The sequence below is a fragment of the Saccharopolyspora sp. NPDC000359 genome (assembly GCF_040300525.1).
Classification (GTDB): Bacteria; Actinomycetota; Actinomycetes; order Mycobacteriales; family Pseudonocardiaceae; genus Saccharopolyspora.
The window spans coordinates 13,422-28,069 of record NZ_JBEPDU010000015.1 but is presented as its reverse complement, the minus strand read 5'-3'; the positions used below and the strand labels follow the sequence as shown (position 1 = coordinate 28,069).

Genomic DNA, 14,648 nt, shown 5'->3' with positions numbered 1-14,648 from the left:
TCACCGCCCCTGGCGGCGGGCCTGCCGCAGCTCCCGGCTGAACGCCCAGGCGTCGGCAACCGGACCCAGGTGCCCGAGCTTGTCCGGGTTGAGCACGCCGCGGATGACCTGCACCCGGTCGTCCAGCACGTCGAGGACCAGGGCGTGGAGCACCTCGCCGTGGCGGTCGCGGAACACGGCACCGGGCTGGCCGTTGATCTCGCGCTGCTGGAAGGTCACCTCGATCCCGAACGCCGGTTGGAAGGCCGAGCCCAGCAGCCGGGCCACCCTCTCCGCGCCCACGACCGCCCTGGCCAGCTGCGGGGCCTTGCCGCCGCCGTCACCGACCAGCTGCACGTCGGCGGCCAGCAGGTCCTGGAGCCCGGCCACGTCGCCGTGCTCCATCGCGTCGAAGAAGCGGGTCGCCAGCTCCTGCCGCCGGTGGCGGTCCGCGGCGAACCGCGGCCGACCGGCCCGCATGTGCTGGCGTGCCCGGACCAGCAGCTGGCGGCACGCCACCTCCGACCGGCCGACCGCCGCCGCGACGTCGTCGAAGCCGAAGGCGAACACCTCCCGCAGCACGAACACCGCCCGCTCCAGCGGACTGAGCCGTTCCAGCAGCAGGAGCGCCGCCATCGACACCGAATCGGCCAGTTCGGCCGACCGGTCCGGGTCCTGGTACAGGTCCTCCAGCAGCGGCTCGGGGAACCACGGCCCGACGTAGGCCTCCCGCCGCACCCGCGCCGAGCGCAGCACGTCGATCGAGACGCGGGTGACCACGGCGGACAGGTATGCCTTGGTCGACTCGGGCCGCGCCGTCGAGCGGTCGAACCGTAGCCACGTCTCCTGCACGGCGTCCTCGGCCTCGCCGACGCTGCCCAGGATCCGGTAGGCGATCGAGAACAGCAGTGGCCGCAGCTCCTCGAACTCCTCGACCTCGTCCACTCCGACTCCGTCCTCCCGCCAGTTCCGTCCCAGATCATCCTCCGACCGGAGGCTCCCGCCCCAGCGCGACTCCAACGGGGATCAGGCATCCGATTCCCGTTGGGGTCGCGTCGCCGGGGGCAGCCGTCGGTCGGTGTGTCCTCAGTGGAACTGGCCGGGTTCGTAGTTGCCCGCCGGTTGCCGGGTGATGATGTTGAGCCGGTTCACCATGTTCATGAAGGAGATCATGACCACCAACGCGGCCAGCTCCTCCTCGTCGTAGTGCTGGGCAGCGCGCTCCCACACCTCGTAGCCGACGCCCTCGGGCACCGTGGCGACCCGGGTGCCGGCTTCGGCCAGTTCCAGCGCCGCTCGCTCGGCCTCGGTGAAGACCGTGGCCTCCCGCCACGCCGCGACCAGGTTCAGCCGCACCGCGCTCTCCCCGGCGTGCGCGGCGTCCTTGGTGTGCATGTCGATGCAGGGGGCGCAGCCGTTGAGCTGGCTCACCCGCAGCGCCACCAGCTCCATCGTCGTGGACGGCAGCGGCGACTCCTTGAGCGCCCGGCCCGCTGCCATGACGTGCTTGATGATCGTGGCCCCGGTCGTGCTGGTGAGGTAGTCGAGTCGTGCGTCCATCGTGCGCTCCTCCGTGGCGTTCGGTGCCTTCACCTCCCGAGACGAGATGCCCCGGCGCCCTGTGACATCGACGCGTGTGACCCGGATCTCGCCCGCGCGGCCCAACTCTCCCTCGGAGAATTCTTGCAGGGAAGAGAAGTGTCGAGTAGCGTCTTCCGTGAAAGAGATCGACGGGTCGCCCGTCCTTGTGAACAGGAGAGATGGCCGTGAGCAACGTCAAGGTCAGCATCATCTACTACTCGTCGACGGGTACCGGTACGGAGATCGCGAACGTGCTGGCCGCGGAGGCCGAGGCGGTGGGCGCGGAGGTGCGCCTGCGGCGGGTGGCCGAGCTGGCGCCGGAAGCCGCGATCGACAGCAACCCGGCGTGGCGGGCGAACGTGGAGGCGACGCGCTCGGTGCCGGAGGCCACTGCCGACGACGTGGTGTGGGCCGACGCGGTGCTGTTCGGGTCCCCGACCCGGTTCGGCAACATCTCCTCCCAGCTCAAGCAGTTCATCGACACGCTGGGTGGGCAGTGGGCCCAGGGCCTGCTGGCCGACAAGGTCTACAGCGGCTTCACCTCGACCTCGACCACGCACGGCGGCCAGGAGTCGACGCTGCTGGCGCTGTACAACACCTTCCACCACTTCGGCGGCATCGTGGTGGCGCCCGGCTACACCGACGGCGCGAAGTTCGCCGACGGCAACCCGTACGGCACCAGCCACGTGGACGCGCAGGGCGCGAACAAGGTCGACGACACCACCCGGGCGGCCGCGGCCGTGCAGGCCCGCCGCGTGGTGAACGTGGCCCAGGCGCTGAAGAACGGCCGCGCCTGACCGACCCCGGCTGGGCATCCCGGACGCGGATGCCCAGCCACCCCACCGGGCTGAACCGCAGGAGGCGGTCATGACGATCAGCACCACGGGCCTGCACCACGTCACCGCCATCGGTGGCAACCCGCAGCGCAACGCCGACTTCTACCTGCGCACCCTGGGGTTGCGCCTGGTCAAGACCACGGTGAACTTCGACGACCCGGGCACCTACCACCTGTACTACGGCGACGCCGAGGGCAGGCCGGGAACGCTGATGACCTTCTTCCCGTGGGACGGCGTCCCGGACGGCCGCCGCGGCACCGGCCAGGCCACCAGGACCGCGTTCTCCGTCCCGGCGAACTCCATCGGTTGGTGGCAGCAGCACCTCGCGGCGGCGGGGGTGGAGACCAGCCGCACCACCACCTCCGACGAGGAGGACGAGCTCAGCTTCCAGGACCCCGACGGCCTGGGGCTGGCGCTGGTGGCGCACCCGCAGGGCGACCCGCGCGCCCCGTGGGAGACCCCGTTGGTGCCGGGCGAGCACGCGATCCGCGGCCTGCACTCGGTGACCATGACCGTGGCGCAGGAGGACGCGACCGCCGCGACGCTCGTGGACGACCTCGGGCTGCGGTTCCGGCACCAGGACGGCAACCGGCTGCGCTTCGCCGCCGGTGACGGCGGCCCCGGAGCCCTGGTCGACGTGCAGGTCAGCCCGGACGCCCCGCCCGGGCTGGTGGCTGGCGGCACGGTGCACCACATCGCCTGGCGGGTGCCGGACGACGCCACCCAGCTGGCGTGGCGCGAGGAACTCGTGGGCAAGGGCTACGACGTGACGTCCATCCTGGACCGCCAGTACTTCTGCTCGATCTACTTCCGCGAGCCCGGGGGCGTGCTGCAGGAGATCGCCACCGACGAACCCGGGTTCGGCGTCGACGAGCCGCTGCTGGAACTGGGCCGCTCCCTGAAGCTCCCGCCGTGGCTGGAACCCGAGCGCGAGGAGATCGAGGAGTCCCTGCCGGAGCTGGAACTGCCGGACGAGAACAACCCCGGCGGGGCGAGCGGAACCCGGTGAGGCGCGGAGACCCTGCGAGAGGAGCCCCCGCGCCCGGTCACATCCTCTCCGCACCCGCCCTGATCGCCTCGCGGATGCGGTAGTAGGTGCCGCAGCGGCAGACGTTGCGGATCTCGTCCAGCAGCGCGTCGTCCACCTCGCGGCCTTCCCGGCGGGCCTGGTTCACCTTGGCCACGGCCGCCATGATCTGCCCCGGCTGGCAGTAGCCGCACTGCGCGACGTCGTGCTCCAACCACGCCTCCTGCATCGGGTGCAGCTCCGCACCGACCGTCCCGGGCAGGCCTTCGATCGTGGTCACCTCGTCCTCGGGGGAGAGCTCGCCCACGGGGACCGCGCAGGGGTTGAACGCCTTGCCGTTGATGTGCGACGTGCACGCCTTGCAGACGTTGATGCCGCAGCCGTACTTGGGGCCGCGGATGCCGAGCAGGTCGCGCAGCACCCAGAGCAGGCGTTCGCCGTCGTCAGCTTCGACCGTCACCGTCTCGCCGTTGACCTTGAAGGTGTGGGTGGGCATCAGCAGGGACCTCCTGGGATCGAGAACCGTTGCAGCGCAACCAGTTCAGTAGGTGTGGCGCAGGCCGTCGGTCGGCGACGCGGGCACCGGGGGGATGAAGGACTTCGGCTCGAAGTGCAGCGGGTCGTGGTGGTTGACCGGGAAGTGCTGCGGCAGCTTCCCGACCGCCCGCGCGTAGGCGCAGGCCGTCGCGGCGAATGCGGAGGCGACGCCGGCCTCGCCCACCCCGCCGGGCGGGTTGTCGCTCGGCAGCACGAGGACCCGCATCTCGCGCGGGGTGTTCCACTGCCGCGTGTAGGCCGAGTTGTCCCAGCTGGCTTCGAGGAAGTGGCCGTCGACAAGGTGGCTGGAGTTGGTCAGCGCCAGCGCGATCCCGTCGCAGATGCCGCCCTGCATCTGCGCTTCCACGCCCCGGGGGTTGATGACCAGCCCGGGGTCGATGGCGAAGGTGACCTTCGTGACCAGCGGACCGGTCACCGCGTCGCGCACCTCGCGGTTGACCGCCTCCGGTCGGCAGTCGATCTCCACCAGGCAGGCCGAAGCGCCCTTGTACTCCTCGTGGATCGCGATGCCCTGCGCCATGCCGGCCGGCATCGGCCTGCCCCACCCACCGGCCTCGGCGACCTCCCGCAGCACCCGCTTGACCCGCTCCTTGCGCAGGTAGGCCATCCGGAACTCGTAGGGGTCCTTGCCCAGCTTCCTGGCGAGCTGGTCGACGACCAGCTCGTTGGCGGCACGGACGTCGGGGGAGTAGACGTTGCGGACCGCGCTGGTCGGGAACCGGTCGTGGGCGCCGGTCTCCACCAGCTTCTGGTTGATGACGCCGAAGTCGTAGGGCATGAACTGGGTGGTCTCGAAGATCGTCTCGGCCAGGCTGAGGTTACCCGCGACCGGCAGCTCGCCAGCGGCGGCGGTGACGGCCTCGCCGAGGCCGTGGGTGAAGTCGACGGCCACCCCGGTGTGCCGGTGCTCGAAGCTGAGGACCTGGTCGCCCAGGTGCGCGACGCGGACCCGGGCCGTCACCATCGGGTGGGAGCGGCCGTGGCGGGGTTCGTCGGCGCGGTGCCACATCAACCGGACCGGTGCCTGGCACGCGCGGGAGACCAGCGCTGCTTCCAGCGCGCCGTCGAAGAACAACTTGCGCCCGAAGGAACCGCCGCCCTCGACCACGTTGAACGTCACCCTGCCGCTCGGCAGGCCCAGCACCGCGGCGATCTCCTGCTTGGCCGCGATGGGCGACTTCGCCGAGGCCCAGATCGTGGCGCGGTCCCCGCGCACGTCGGCGACGGCGCAGTTCGGTTCCAACGGGGAACCGCTGCGGAAGTGGAAGGTGAAGTCGAAGTCCAGCGTCTCGGCCAGCGCGGGCAGGTGCGGCACCACCATCGGCAGCTCGGCGGACTTGAGCTCGGCGCGGATCGAGTCGTCGGACGCGCCCTCGGCCGTGCCGGGCCGCCACTGCACCCGCAGCGCGCGGATGGCGTCGATGCACTGGCCGAAGGTGCGCGCCCGGACGGCCACGCCGCTGGGCACGACCTCCACGTGCGTGACCCCGTTCATCGCCTTGACCTCGGCGGCGTTCAGCACGGAATCGACGCGGCCACCGATCGTCGGCGGGCGGCAGATCATCGCGGGCAGCGCGCCCTCGACCTCCAGGTCCATCGCGAACTGCTTCTGCCCGGTCACCGCGGCGTAGGCGTCCTTGCGGTTCTGCGGGGTTCCGACGACGCGGAACTCCGACGTGGGCTTGAGCTCGACCTCGCGCGCGGTGGTCCGCCGCACCGCGGCCTTCGGCACGAGCTCGCCGTAGGGCAGCCTGCCGGTGCTGCCGATGACCTCCCCGGCCTTGGCGGTGAGGTTGCCGACGGTGTCGCCGAGCAGCACGGCCGCGGCCTCCAGCAGCGCCTGCTTGGCGAGCGCGGCGGCGACCCGGACCGGGGTGTGCATCGCGAAGATGGTGTTCGAGCCGCCGGTGAGCTGGTTGAACAGCAGCTCGGGCCGCGCGGGCGCCAGCGTGACCCGCACGTCCTCCAACGGCAGTTCCAGCTCCTCGGCGATGATCATCGCGATGGAGGTGGTGATGCCCTGGCCCACTTCGGCGCGGGGCAGTTCGAAGGACGCCGTGCCGTCCTCGTGCACTTCGACCTCGATCAGCTGCGAGGTGGGTTGCGCGGCCGTGGTGAGCACGTCGTTGAGGTCGTACAGGTCAGCGGGCACCGGTGCGGTCACCGCGCCCGCCTGCCCCGGTGAACCGAGCAGTCCCACGTTCGCGGCGGCGACCAGACCGGTACCGCCGATCAGGTAGCCGAGGAACTTCCGCCGCCCCATGCCCTGTGACATGCCGTCTCCCGTCGCGTTGCCGGATGAGGAACCACGCGAGCTGAGGGTGGCGGAACTCCTGGGCGCCAACTGTTCAGTTCTTGGACAACGGGCCGCGGTGACGGCAGCCAGGTCACCGCGCGCGCTGGCCGCCCACCGCGCGCAGCAGCGGTGGGCGGCCAGGGTTCAGGGCGTGGCGTCAGTGAGCGCTCTGGTCGACGTTGACGTTGTTGAACGCCGTCACGTCGACATCGCCGTAGCAGGAGCTGTTGTCGACGTCGACGTCGATGTCCTGGTTGATGTCCAGGTTCTGGTCGATGTCGCCGAAGCCGTTCCACCAGCCGCCGCCGAGGGCCTTGCGCTCCGGCAGCAGCTCGATCGACAGGTGTTCGAACATGGTTCCCCCTAGTTCGCGTTCACGGGATTCAATCAGCGGCGCGAACCGCTGGTGGCGAGTACGCCAGAGCTCCGTCACCGCCACGTCACCCCGCCGTCACGCCTCACCGCCGCGGCCTCCCGAGGCACCCGGACCACGCTCCGTGTTCGGGGTTTGACCAGGGAAGACGGGGGTTCGGGAGGAGCCGTGTCGGCGGATCGGATGAATTCGGGCCCGCGGGTCAGAACCAGCCAGGCAGGGGGAAGATCGCGCAGGTCAGCACCGGCACCATCAGGCCCGTGCTGGCACCAGGCCATCGAGGGTGGCGTCGCGCTCGGCCTCCGGGGTGTTCGACCAGGGCGCCGTTGGTGGAGAACGGGGAGGAGTCCACCACCGTCAAGGAGAGCGCCAGCGCGCCGAGTCCGACGGCCGTCGCGGTCCGCTGGGCGTTCAGGAGTTCGTCCGCGTCGTGGTCGCCGTGCCACCTGCGGACCCGTCCGGTTGCGCGGTGGTGGGCGAGCGCTTCGGCCTTCAGCTAAGCCATGTCCACGCTTATCGAGCACTCGCTCTTCCGTGCCTTGCACAACAGGTAGAGGTTGAGGGTCTCGTGCAGCCGCTCGTAACCGAGCGCGGCTGATCGAGCGGTCGGGAACGGCCAAGCAGTTGCGCATCAGCATGTCGCTGGGGGCACGAGCTGCCCTCCACGACTCGGCCAACGGCAAGGCGGTATTCGCGCACACCCGGGAGTCGTTGTCCCCGAAGCACTCCCGCGCCACATCGACAGCACGCTCACCGACCCGGACAGATTCGGGCGCGCGGATACGCGGTCACCCACGGCGAGTGGCACACCGGCGGCTGTCGTCGAGAGCCCAGGGAAACCCGTCGCCAGCGTGAACATCCCGATGGGCCGCCTGAGCGCGGGGTCTGAGGAGTGCTCGGGCGGGCGGTGCGTGAAGTCGCGGAGCTCCTCGCTGCCCGGTTCGGCTACGAGACGGCTCGCTGAGCACTGTGGACGGTTCCTGCCCGGCTCGGCGGGGACTGAGCGGGGTGAACCGCTGCGGCGGTCCCCGCACCGTCGTGTGAAGATCGCCGGGTGCGGTTCCGGCCGCGGGCGGAAGCTCGGTGCGTTCATGCCGAACGAGGCCCCGCCTCGGCGGGAAGGAGAGGTCGATCATGGCTCCGTTGACGACATGGCTTCGCGCGCTCCCCGTGGTCCCCCTGGCGCTCGCGGTGACCGCGGGTCCCGCTGCGGCACAACCCGAGGAAGTCGAGATCCGCACGTTCGCCAGCAAGTGCCTGGACGTCTCCGGCAGCAGCACGGCCGACGACGTGGCGGCCATCCAGTACGCGTGCAACGACCAGCCCAACCAGGGGTTCGCCATCGTCCCGGTGGAGTCGGACCTGGTCGAGATCCGCACCTTCGCGGACAAGTGCCTGGACGTGCGCGGCGCCTCGACCGGCGACCTGGCCCAAGTGGTGCAGTTCACCTGCAACGGGCAGCCCAACCAGCGGTTCGACATCACCACCGCCGGGTTCGGCATCGTCGAGATCCGCACCTTCGCCGGCAAGTGCCTCGACGTGGAGGGCGCCGACCCAGCGGACCTGAAGCGAGTCGTGCAGTTCTCCTGCAACGGGCAGGACAACCAGCGCTTCCGGATCGTCTGACGGCGCCACCCGGGCCCCAGCGGCGGCCCGGGCGTACGGCGGGCCGGTGCCACCCGGGCGCGGCGGTGCCGCGCCGGTCACTCCCGGCGGAGGGCGCGGCGCGGCACCGCTGCCCCCGTCGGTAGCGTGGAGCGCGAAGCTGCTCGACCGGTGAGGACCCCGCCAGTGCCAGACCACGAGAACTCCATGGTGCGCCTGCGCGGCGTGCGGGTGCACAACCTGCGCGAGGTCGACGTCGACTTCCCGCGCGACGCGCTGGTCGCCGTCACCGGCGTCTCGGGGTCGGGCAAGTCGTCGCTGGCGTTCGGCACCGTCTACGCCGAGGCGCAGGCCCGCTACCTCGAATCGGTCGCCCCGTACGCCCGGCGGCTCATCGACCAGGCCGGTGCACCCGAGGCCAGGGAGATCACCGGCCTGCCGCCCGCCGTGGCGTTCCAGCAGGCCCGCGGCGCGGTCCAAGCCCGCTCCACGGTGGGCACCGTCACCGCCCTGTCGAACTCCCTGCGCCTGCTGTTCTCCCGCGCCGGTACCTACCCGGAGGGTGCGGAGCGGCTGGACTCCGATGCGTTCTCGCCGAACACCCCGGCGGGGGCGTGCCCGAGCTGCCACGGGCTCGGGCGGGTCCACGAGGTCAGCGAGGACTCGCTGGTGCCCGACCCCGGGTTGTCCATCCGGGAGAAGGCGATCGCCGCGTGGCCCGGCGCCTGGCAGGGCAAGAACTACCGGGACATCCTGGCCACCCTCGGCTACGACGTGGACCGGCCCTGGCGCGAGCTGCCGCGGGCCGAGCGCGAGTGGATCCTGTTCACCGACGAGCAGCCCGTGGTCACCGTGCACCCGCAGCGCGAGGCGGGCCGCATCCAGCGGCCCTACCAGGGCACCTACCAGAGTGCTCGCCGGTACGTGCTGCACACCCTGGCCACCACCCAGAGCACGACATTGCGCAAGCGGGCGCTGCAGTACGTCGAAGTGCTGCCCTGCCCGGCCTGCGGTGGATCGCGGCTGCGACCCGAGGCGCTGGCGGTGACCTTCGCCGGGGCCAACGTCGCCGAGCTCGCCGCGCTCCCGCTCACCGTGCTCGCAGCCAAGCTGCGCAGCGAGCGGGACGACGAGGTCGCGCGGGTCATCGTCGCGGACCTCCTGGCCCGCATCGAGGCGCTGGTCGAACTCGGCCTGGGCTACCTGGCGGTGGACCGCGCGACGCCGACGCTCTCGGCGGGGGAGCTGCAACGGCTGCGGCTGGCGGCGACGCTGCGCTCCACGCTCTTCGGCGTGGTCTACGTGCTCGACGAGCCCTCAGCCGGGCTGCACCCCGACGACACCCAGGCCCTGTTGCGCGTGCTGGACCGGATCCGGGAGGGCGGGAACTCGCTGCTGGTCGTCGAGCACGAACCGGAGGTGATCCGCCACGCCGACTGGTTGATCGACGTCGGCCCCGGCGCGGGCGAGCACGGCGGGCGCGTGCTGCACAGCGGGCCGCTGGACGGGCTGGCGGCTGCGGCGGACTCGGTCACCCGCGCGCACCTGCTCGACCCGCCGGTCCCGGTCAGCCGCCACCGCGCGCCGCGCGGTCGGATCGAGCTGCGCGGAGTGAGCCTGCACAACCTGGTCGAGACCGATGTGGACTTCCCGCTCGGCGTCTTCACCGCGGTGACCGGGGTTTCCGGTTCCGGCAAGACAACGCTGGTCACCGGTGTGCTGGCGGCCGCGGTCCGCGACCACCTCGGGGCGTCCAGCGCGCGCCCGGACGACGAGGAGGAACCGGGGGAGGTGTCCGCGCGGCACGTCCGCGAGATCGTCGGGCTGGATGCGGTCAAGCGGCTGGTCGAGGTCGACCAGCGGCCGATCGGCCGCACCCCGCGGTCGAACCTGGCCACCTACACCGGGTTGTTCGACGGCGTGCGCAAGCTGTTCGCCGCCACCGGGCAGGCCCGCGACCGCGGGTACTCCGCGGGCCGGTTCTCGTTCAACGTCGACGGCGGGCGGTGCGAGACCTGCCAGGGCGAAGGCGCGGTGGCCGTCGAGCTGCTGTTCCTGCCCAGCAGCTACTCGCCCTGCCCGGCCTGCCACGGCGCCCGGTACAACCCGGAAACCCTCGAGGTCCACTACCGCGGCAGGTCGATCGCCGACGTGCTCGCCATGACCGTGGCGGAGGCCCGCGAGTTCTTCGCCGACGTGCCCGCGGTGGCGCGCAGCCTGGACACCCTCCGCGACGTCGGGCTGTCCTACCTCACCCTCGGCCAACCGGCCACCGAGCTCTCCGGCGGCGAGGCGCAGCGCATCAAGCTGGCCTCGGAGCTGCAGCGGACCCGCCGCGGCCGCACCCTGTTCGTCCTCGACGAACCCACCACGGGCCTGCACCCGGCGGACGTGGAGGTGTTGATGCGCCTGCTGCACGCGCTGGTCGACGCGGGCAACACGGTCGTGGTGATCGAACACGACATGTCCGTGGTCGCGGGCGCGGACCACGTGATCGACCTCGGCCCCGGTGGCGGTGACGAAGGGGGCGCGGTGGTGGCCGCCGGAACCCCGGCGGAAGTGGCCCACGCCAACGTCGGCCGCACCGCGCCGTACCTGCGCGAGGCACTCGGCCAGCGCTGAGCCGTCCGACCGGCGGGCCAATGGGAACCAGACGTGCGACCACTGGAATCGCGCCACCACGGCCCGATCGCGCGCCGCGTGGGACGACTACTTCTTGGCGAAAACCAGGAACAGGAGCACCAGGGCGAGCAGGGCGACGACGACGGCCACGGCGATCTTGACCTTGCTCCACGGGCGTTCACCCTGGATCTCACCGGTGCGGCCGTTGATCAGGATCTGCCAGCTCTTCCCCGCGTACATGTAGGTGGCCACCCAGATCGGCAGCAGCACCAGCTTGAAGGTGATGTTGCCGAAGTGGGTGTTCACCCCTTCCACCCGCTGGACGTCACCGCCGATGTCGCGGCGGCAGTCCTCGTGGATCACCTGCGACATCCGCGACTTGGCCTCGGCGAGCCCCTGCTCGGGCTCCACGTCGTAGCGCAGCGCGTGGTAGCCCGCCAGGTACTGCGGCTGGTACGGCCGGGCTTCGGGGAGTGGCCACGGCCCGAGCGCGTCCACGTGGGCGACCGGCAGCACCAGGCTGGCGGGCACCAGGACGTCGTCGAAGGCGCGGGAGACGTGCCCGCTGACCCCGGTCCAGCGCGTCCGGCGGACGCGCCGAGTGTTGCCGTTGCTGTCGGTCTGGGTGACGTAGTAGTGCACACCCCGCTTGCCGTGGTACTGCGAGGACGTCTCCGAGTCGAACGTCCAGTGCGGCACGTAGGTGCCCTTGGTCGACTCGGCGTTGACGACCTCCCTGAACGAGTTCGGGGCGAACCAGCGCGACGACACCCACTTGCCCAGCGAGGTGCGGATCCCGTTGTGGTCCACCGCGAACGGCAGCACGCCCTCCGGCATGATCTGCCCGGTCGCCTTCGGGTCCAGCACCAGCGGCGACCCGCAGAACTGGCACAGCCCGGCGGTCGCGGTGGTCTCGGTCCGCGCCGAGCAGCGCTGGCAGACCAGCGTGTAGGGGGCGAGCTGACCGACCGGTTTGCGGGCCAGCGAGGCCAGCTCGTCGATCGAGATCTCCCGGATCTGCTGACCGCTGGGCTGGATCTCCTGCCGGAACCCGCAGTACGGGCACTGCAGCACGTTCGTGCCGGGCGCGAACTCGACGCGGGCTCCGCAACCACCGCACGGGTAGGTGGCGGCCGAGGTGCCGCCTCGCGGGTTGCTCATCGGTCCCCCTCGCCGATCAGGCCTGCGGCGGCAGCGGCGGCGGCAGCTGGCCGAACAGCGAGCCCAGCGCCGGGACCTGGCGCGCGGCCGCCCACTCGGCCATGCCCTGCTTCCACACCAGGGTGTCCGGGGTCAGCGTGCCGTTGGCGACCTGCTGGCCGAGCGCGGTGGCGTCGAACGGGCCGAGCTGCTGGCCGCCCACGCCGAGGTACCACTGCTCCTGCGGTGGCAGCGGCGGCGGCCCGGGCGGCGCCGCCGACTGCTGCGGGGCCTGCGGTTGCTGCGCGGCGGCAGCGGCCTGCTGGCCGAGCGCCATGCCCATCCCCATGCCCATGCCCGCCCCGGCGCCGCCGTCGTTGCGAGCAGCCTGCTCCATGGCGTTGGCGGCCTGGAACTGCGCGTACTGGTTGAGGTTGCCCGCGATGCCCATCTGGGTGCGCTTGTCGATCATCGCCTCGACCTCGGGCGGCACCGAGACGTTCTCGACGATGAACCGGGAGAGCTCGATGCCCAGCGGGCGCAGCTCCACGTTGAGCGCCACCGCGATCCGGTCGCCGATCTGCTCCTGGTGGGTGACCAGGTCGAGCATCGGCACCCCGGCGTTGGCCAGCGCGGGGCCGAGCTTGCCGACGATCATCTGCCGGATGTGGTCGGACACCTCGTCGGTGCGGAAGGCCGGGTCGGTGCCGGCGAGTTCGCGCAGCAGCGAGACGGGTTCGACCACCCGCAGCGCGTAGCCGCCGAAGGCGCGCAGCCGGACCATGCCGAACTCCGGGTCTCGCACGATGACCGGGTTCTGCGTGCCCCACTTCAGGTCGGTGAACTGCCGGGTGTTGACGAAGTACACCTCGGCCTTGAACGGCGAGTTGAAGCCGTGCTTCCAGCCCTTGATGGTGGACAGGACCGGCATGTTCTGGGTGTGCAGCTCGTACCTGCCGGGCGGGAACGCGTCGGCGACCTGCCCCTCGTTGACGAAGACGGCGACCTGCGACTCGCGCACGGTGAGCTGGGCGCCCACCTTGATCTCGTTCTCGTACCGCGGGAAGCGCCAGACGATGGTGTCCCGGCTGTCGTCGGTCCAGTCGATGATGTCGACGAACTCGCCGCGGACCTTGTCGAACAAACCCACCAGAACCCCCGCCGACTGCTTGGACTGCGCCGCCGTACGGTAACAAACCACCCACCCGGGGAGTCGCGCGATCAGGCGGACCGGTCGTCGTGCCGCTGATCACAGGCGAGGACGTGCGGGCACTGCGCGACCAGGAGTAGTCGCCTGCCCCCGAGGGGTGATCGGTGCGCCGATCCGCCGTACGTGTTCGCGCCGACCGCCGTCTTGTCCACCGCCGCGCCGGGGGTGATCGTGGTGGCAGCTCGACGCGGAGGTGGTGATCACCATGAGCGGTGGCCAGCAGATCGGACGCGCCGGGTTCCTCCGGCTGGTCGGCCTCGGCATCGCCGCGGTCGGCGTGGGTTCGGCCCGGCCGGTGCGCGCGGCTGCGGCGCCGCGCACCCTCCCGGCCTACAGCGGCAACTTCAGCTCCGCCATCGAACTGGCCGAGCTGGACCTGGCGACCGGGGAGCTGACCAGCACCGGTCGGGTTCCCGGTGTGGACAGTCCCGCGTTCCTGACCCGCAACGCGGACGGGACCAGGATGTACGCGGTCAACGACACCGAGGACGGCCGGGTGACCGCCCTGTCGGTGGAGCCGGACGGCGGGCTGGTGGTGCTGGGCAGCCAGTCCGCGGCGGCGTCGATGCCCACCCACCTCGTGGTGCACCCCGGCGGCGAGCACCTGGTGGTGGCCAACTACGGCAGCGGCAGCACCGCGGTCTACCCGATCCTGGCGGACGGCTCGCTCGGCCCGCAGACCGATCTCGTCCAGTACGAGGGGAGCGGTCCGGTCCCGGGGCGCCAGGAGGGGCCGCACGCGCACATGGTCGCCCCCACCCCCGACGGCCGCCACCTGCTGGTTCCGGACCTCGGCGCGGACCGCATCCACGTGCACGCCCTCGACACCAGCACCGGGAAGCTGGAGCCGGTCGCCGACACCGCGCTGGCCCCCGGCGCGGGACCGCGGCACCTGGTCTTCCACCCGGAGGCGCCCTTCCTGTACGTGGCCAACGAACTCGACTCCACGGTGACGGTCTGCGCCTTCGACGCCGACCGCCCAGAAGTGGTGCCGGGCCAGGTGGTCCCCACCGTCCCGCCGGGTGCCCCGGACAACTTCCCGGCCGAGATCGTGATCTCCCCGGACGGCCGCTTCGTCTACGTCTCGAACCGGGGCCACGACAGCATCGCCCGCTTCGCCGTCGAATCCGGTGGGGAACGCCTCCGCCTGCTGGACGCGGTTCCGTGCGGGGGCAGTTGGCCCCGCCACATCGCGATGACCCCCGATTCCCGCTGGATGCTGGCGAGTAACCAGTACGCCAACACGGTGACGACCTTCCGGGTCGACCCGGGCACCGGAGCCCTCACCCCAACAGGCCAACCCTTCTCAACCCCAAGCCCGGTCTGCCTGCTGCTCGGCACCACGCGCTAGAGCTGCGAGCTGACCTACCGGCTGCGCGGTGGAAGCTACCCAGGTCGGGGCGGGTGCTCCCAGCGGTTTT

Annotated in this window: 12 protein-coding genes; 5 read left to right on the top strand and 7 right to left on the bottom strand. The window is 71.4% G+C overall.

The window, feature by feature from the left end; genetic code table 11:
- Complete coding sequence (locus ABT324_RS12260; RefSeq protein WP_351175434.1) at nt 1-924, bottom strand: RNA polymerase sigma-70 factor; 924 nt, start codon at nt 922-924, stop codon at nt 1-3.
- A 141-nt stretch (nt 925-1,065) separates the two neighbouring features.
- Nucleotides 1,066-1,539: a carboxymuconolactone decarboxylase family protein gene (locus ABT324_RS12255; RefSeq protein WP_351175432.1), complete on the bottom strand. Its 474-nt coding sequence runs from the start codon at nt 1,537-1,539 to the stop codon at nt 1,066-1,068.
- A 200-nt stretch (nt 1,540-1,739) separates the two neighbouring features.
- Between ABT324_RS12255 and wrbA the strand changes: the two genes are divergently transcribed.
- Nucleotides 1,740-2,357 carry an NAD(P)H:quinone oxidoreductase gene (gene wrbA / locus ABT324_RS12250; RefSeq protein ID WP_351175430.1) on the top strand — a complete coding sequence of 206 codons (618 nt, stop codon included), beginning with the start codon at nt 1,740-1,742 and terminating at the stop codon, nt 2,355-2,357.
- A 70-nt stretch (nt 2,358-2,427) separates the two neighbouring features.
- Nucleotides 2,428-3,405: a ring-cleaving dioxygenase gene (locus tag ABT324_RS12245; RefSeq protein ID WP_351175428.1), complete on the top strand. Its 978-nt coding sequence runs from the start codon at nt 2,428-2,430 to the stop codon at nt 3,403-3,405.
- 37 nt (nt 3,406-3,442) lie between these two features.
- Here the strand turns inward: ABT324_RS12245 and ABT324_RS12240 are convergent, their stop codons facing one another.
- From ABT324_RS12240 to ABT324_RS12230, 3 genes are all read right to left on the bottom strand, one after another.
- Nucleotides 3,443-3,919, bottom strand: coding sequence for a (2Fe-2S)-binding protein (locus ABT324_RS12240; RefSeq protein WP_351175426.1), 477 nt, complete (start codon nt 3,917-3,919; stop codon nt 3,443-3,445).
- Between the two features lie 45 nt (nt 3,920-3,964).
- The gene (locus ABT324_RS12235) at nt 3,965-6,256 is read right to left on the bottom strand and encodes a molybdopterin cofactor-binding domain-containing protein (RefSeq protein WP_351175424.1); all 2,292 of its coding nucleotides are present in this window, start codon (nt 6,254-6,256) and stop codon (nt 3,965-3,967) included.
- A 178-nt stretch (nt 6,257-6,434) separates the two neighbouring features.
- Nucleotides 6,435-6,632, bottom strand: coding sequence for a hypothetical protein (locus ABT324_RS12230; RefSeq protein WP_351175422.1), 198 nt, complete (start codon nt 6,630-6,632; stop codon nt 6,435-6,437).
- Nucleotides 6,633-7,793: 1,161 nt separating this feature from the next.
- On the opposite strand from ABT324_RS12230, the gene ABT324_RS12225 reads away from it, so the two are divergent.
- Both ABT324_RS12225 and uvrA read left to right on the top strand, forming a co-directional pair.
- A complete protein-coding gene (locus ABT324_RS12225) occupies nt 7,794-8,276 on the top strand; it encodes an RICIN domain-containing protein (protein ID WP_351175420.1) in 483 nt (160 codons plus the stop codon).
- A gap of 165 nt (nt 8,277-8,441) precedes the next feature.
- The gene (gene uvrA / locus ABT324_RS12220) at nt 8,442-10,877 is read left to right on the top strand and encodes an excinuclease ABC subunit UvrA (RefSeq protein WP_502949731.1); all 2,436 of its coding nucleotides are present in this window, start codon (nt 8,442-8,444) and stop codon (nt 10,875-10,877) included.
- A gap of 87 nt (nt 10,878-10,964) precedes the next feature.
- Here uvrA and ABT324_RS12215 read toward each other — a convergent pair whose 3' ends face one another.
- A complete protein-coding gene (locus tag ABT324_RS12215) occupies nt 10,965-12,038 on the bottom strand; it encodes a TFIIB-type zinc ribbon-containing protein (protein WP_351175418.1) in 1,074 nt (357 codons plus the stop codon).
- Between the two features lie 16 nt (nt 12,039-12,054).
- Complete coding sequence (locus tag ABT324_RS12210; protein WP_351175416.1) at nt 12,055-13,167, bottom strand: SPFH domain-containing protein; 1,113 nt, start codon at nt 13,165-13,167, stop codon at nt 12,055-12,057.
- 265 nt (nt 13,168-13,432) lie between these two features.
- Between ABT324_RS12210 and ABT324_RS12205 the strand changes: the two genes are divergently transcribed.
- The gene (locus tag ABT324_RS12205; protein ID WP_351175414.1) at nt 13,433-14,578 is read left to right on the top strand and encodes a lactonase family protein; all 1,146 of its coding nucleotides are present in this window, start codon (nt 13,433-13,435) and stop codon (nt 14,576-14,578) included.
- The last annotated feature ends 70 nt before the right edge of the window (nt 14,579-14,648 follow it).

Excerpts from the sequence above, each read along its gene's own strand:
- ABT324_RS12255 (WP_351175432.1), bottom strand. The coding sequence starts at position 1,539 with ATGGACGCACGACTCGACTACCTCACCAGCACGACCGGGGCCACGATC.
- wrbA (WP_351175430.1), top strand. The coding sequence starts at position 1,740 with ATGGCCGTGAGCAACGTCAAGGTCAGCATCATCTACTACTCGTCGACG.
- ABT324_RS12245 (WP_351175428.1), top strand. The coding sequence starts at position 2,428 with ATGACGATCAGCACCACGGGCCTGCACCACGTCACCGCCATCGGTGGC.
- ABT324_RS12240 (WP_351175426.1), bottom strand. The coding sequence starts at position 3,919 with ATGCCCACCCACACCTTCAAGGTCAACGGCGAGACGGTGACGGTCGAA.
- ABT324_RS12235 (WP_351175424.1), bottom strand. The coding sequence starts at position 6,256 with ATGTCACAGGGCATGGGGCGGCGGAAGTTCCTCGGCTACCTGATCGGC.
- ABT324_RS12230 (WP_351175422.1), bottom strand. The coding sequence starts at position 6,632 with ATGTTCGAACACCTGTCGATCGAGCTGCTGCCGGAGCGCAAGGCCCTC.
- ABT324_RS12215 (WP_351175418.1), bottom strand. The coding sequence starts at position 12,038 with ATGAGCAACCCGCGAGGCGGCACCTCGGCCGCCACCTACCCGTGCGGT.
- ABT324_RS12205 (WP_351175414.1), top strand. The coding sequence starts at position 13,433 with ATGAGCGGTGGCCAGCAGATCGGACGCGCCGGGTTCCTCCGGCTGGTC.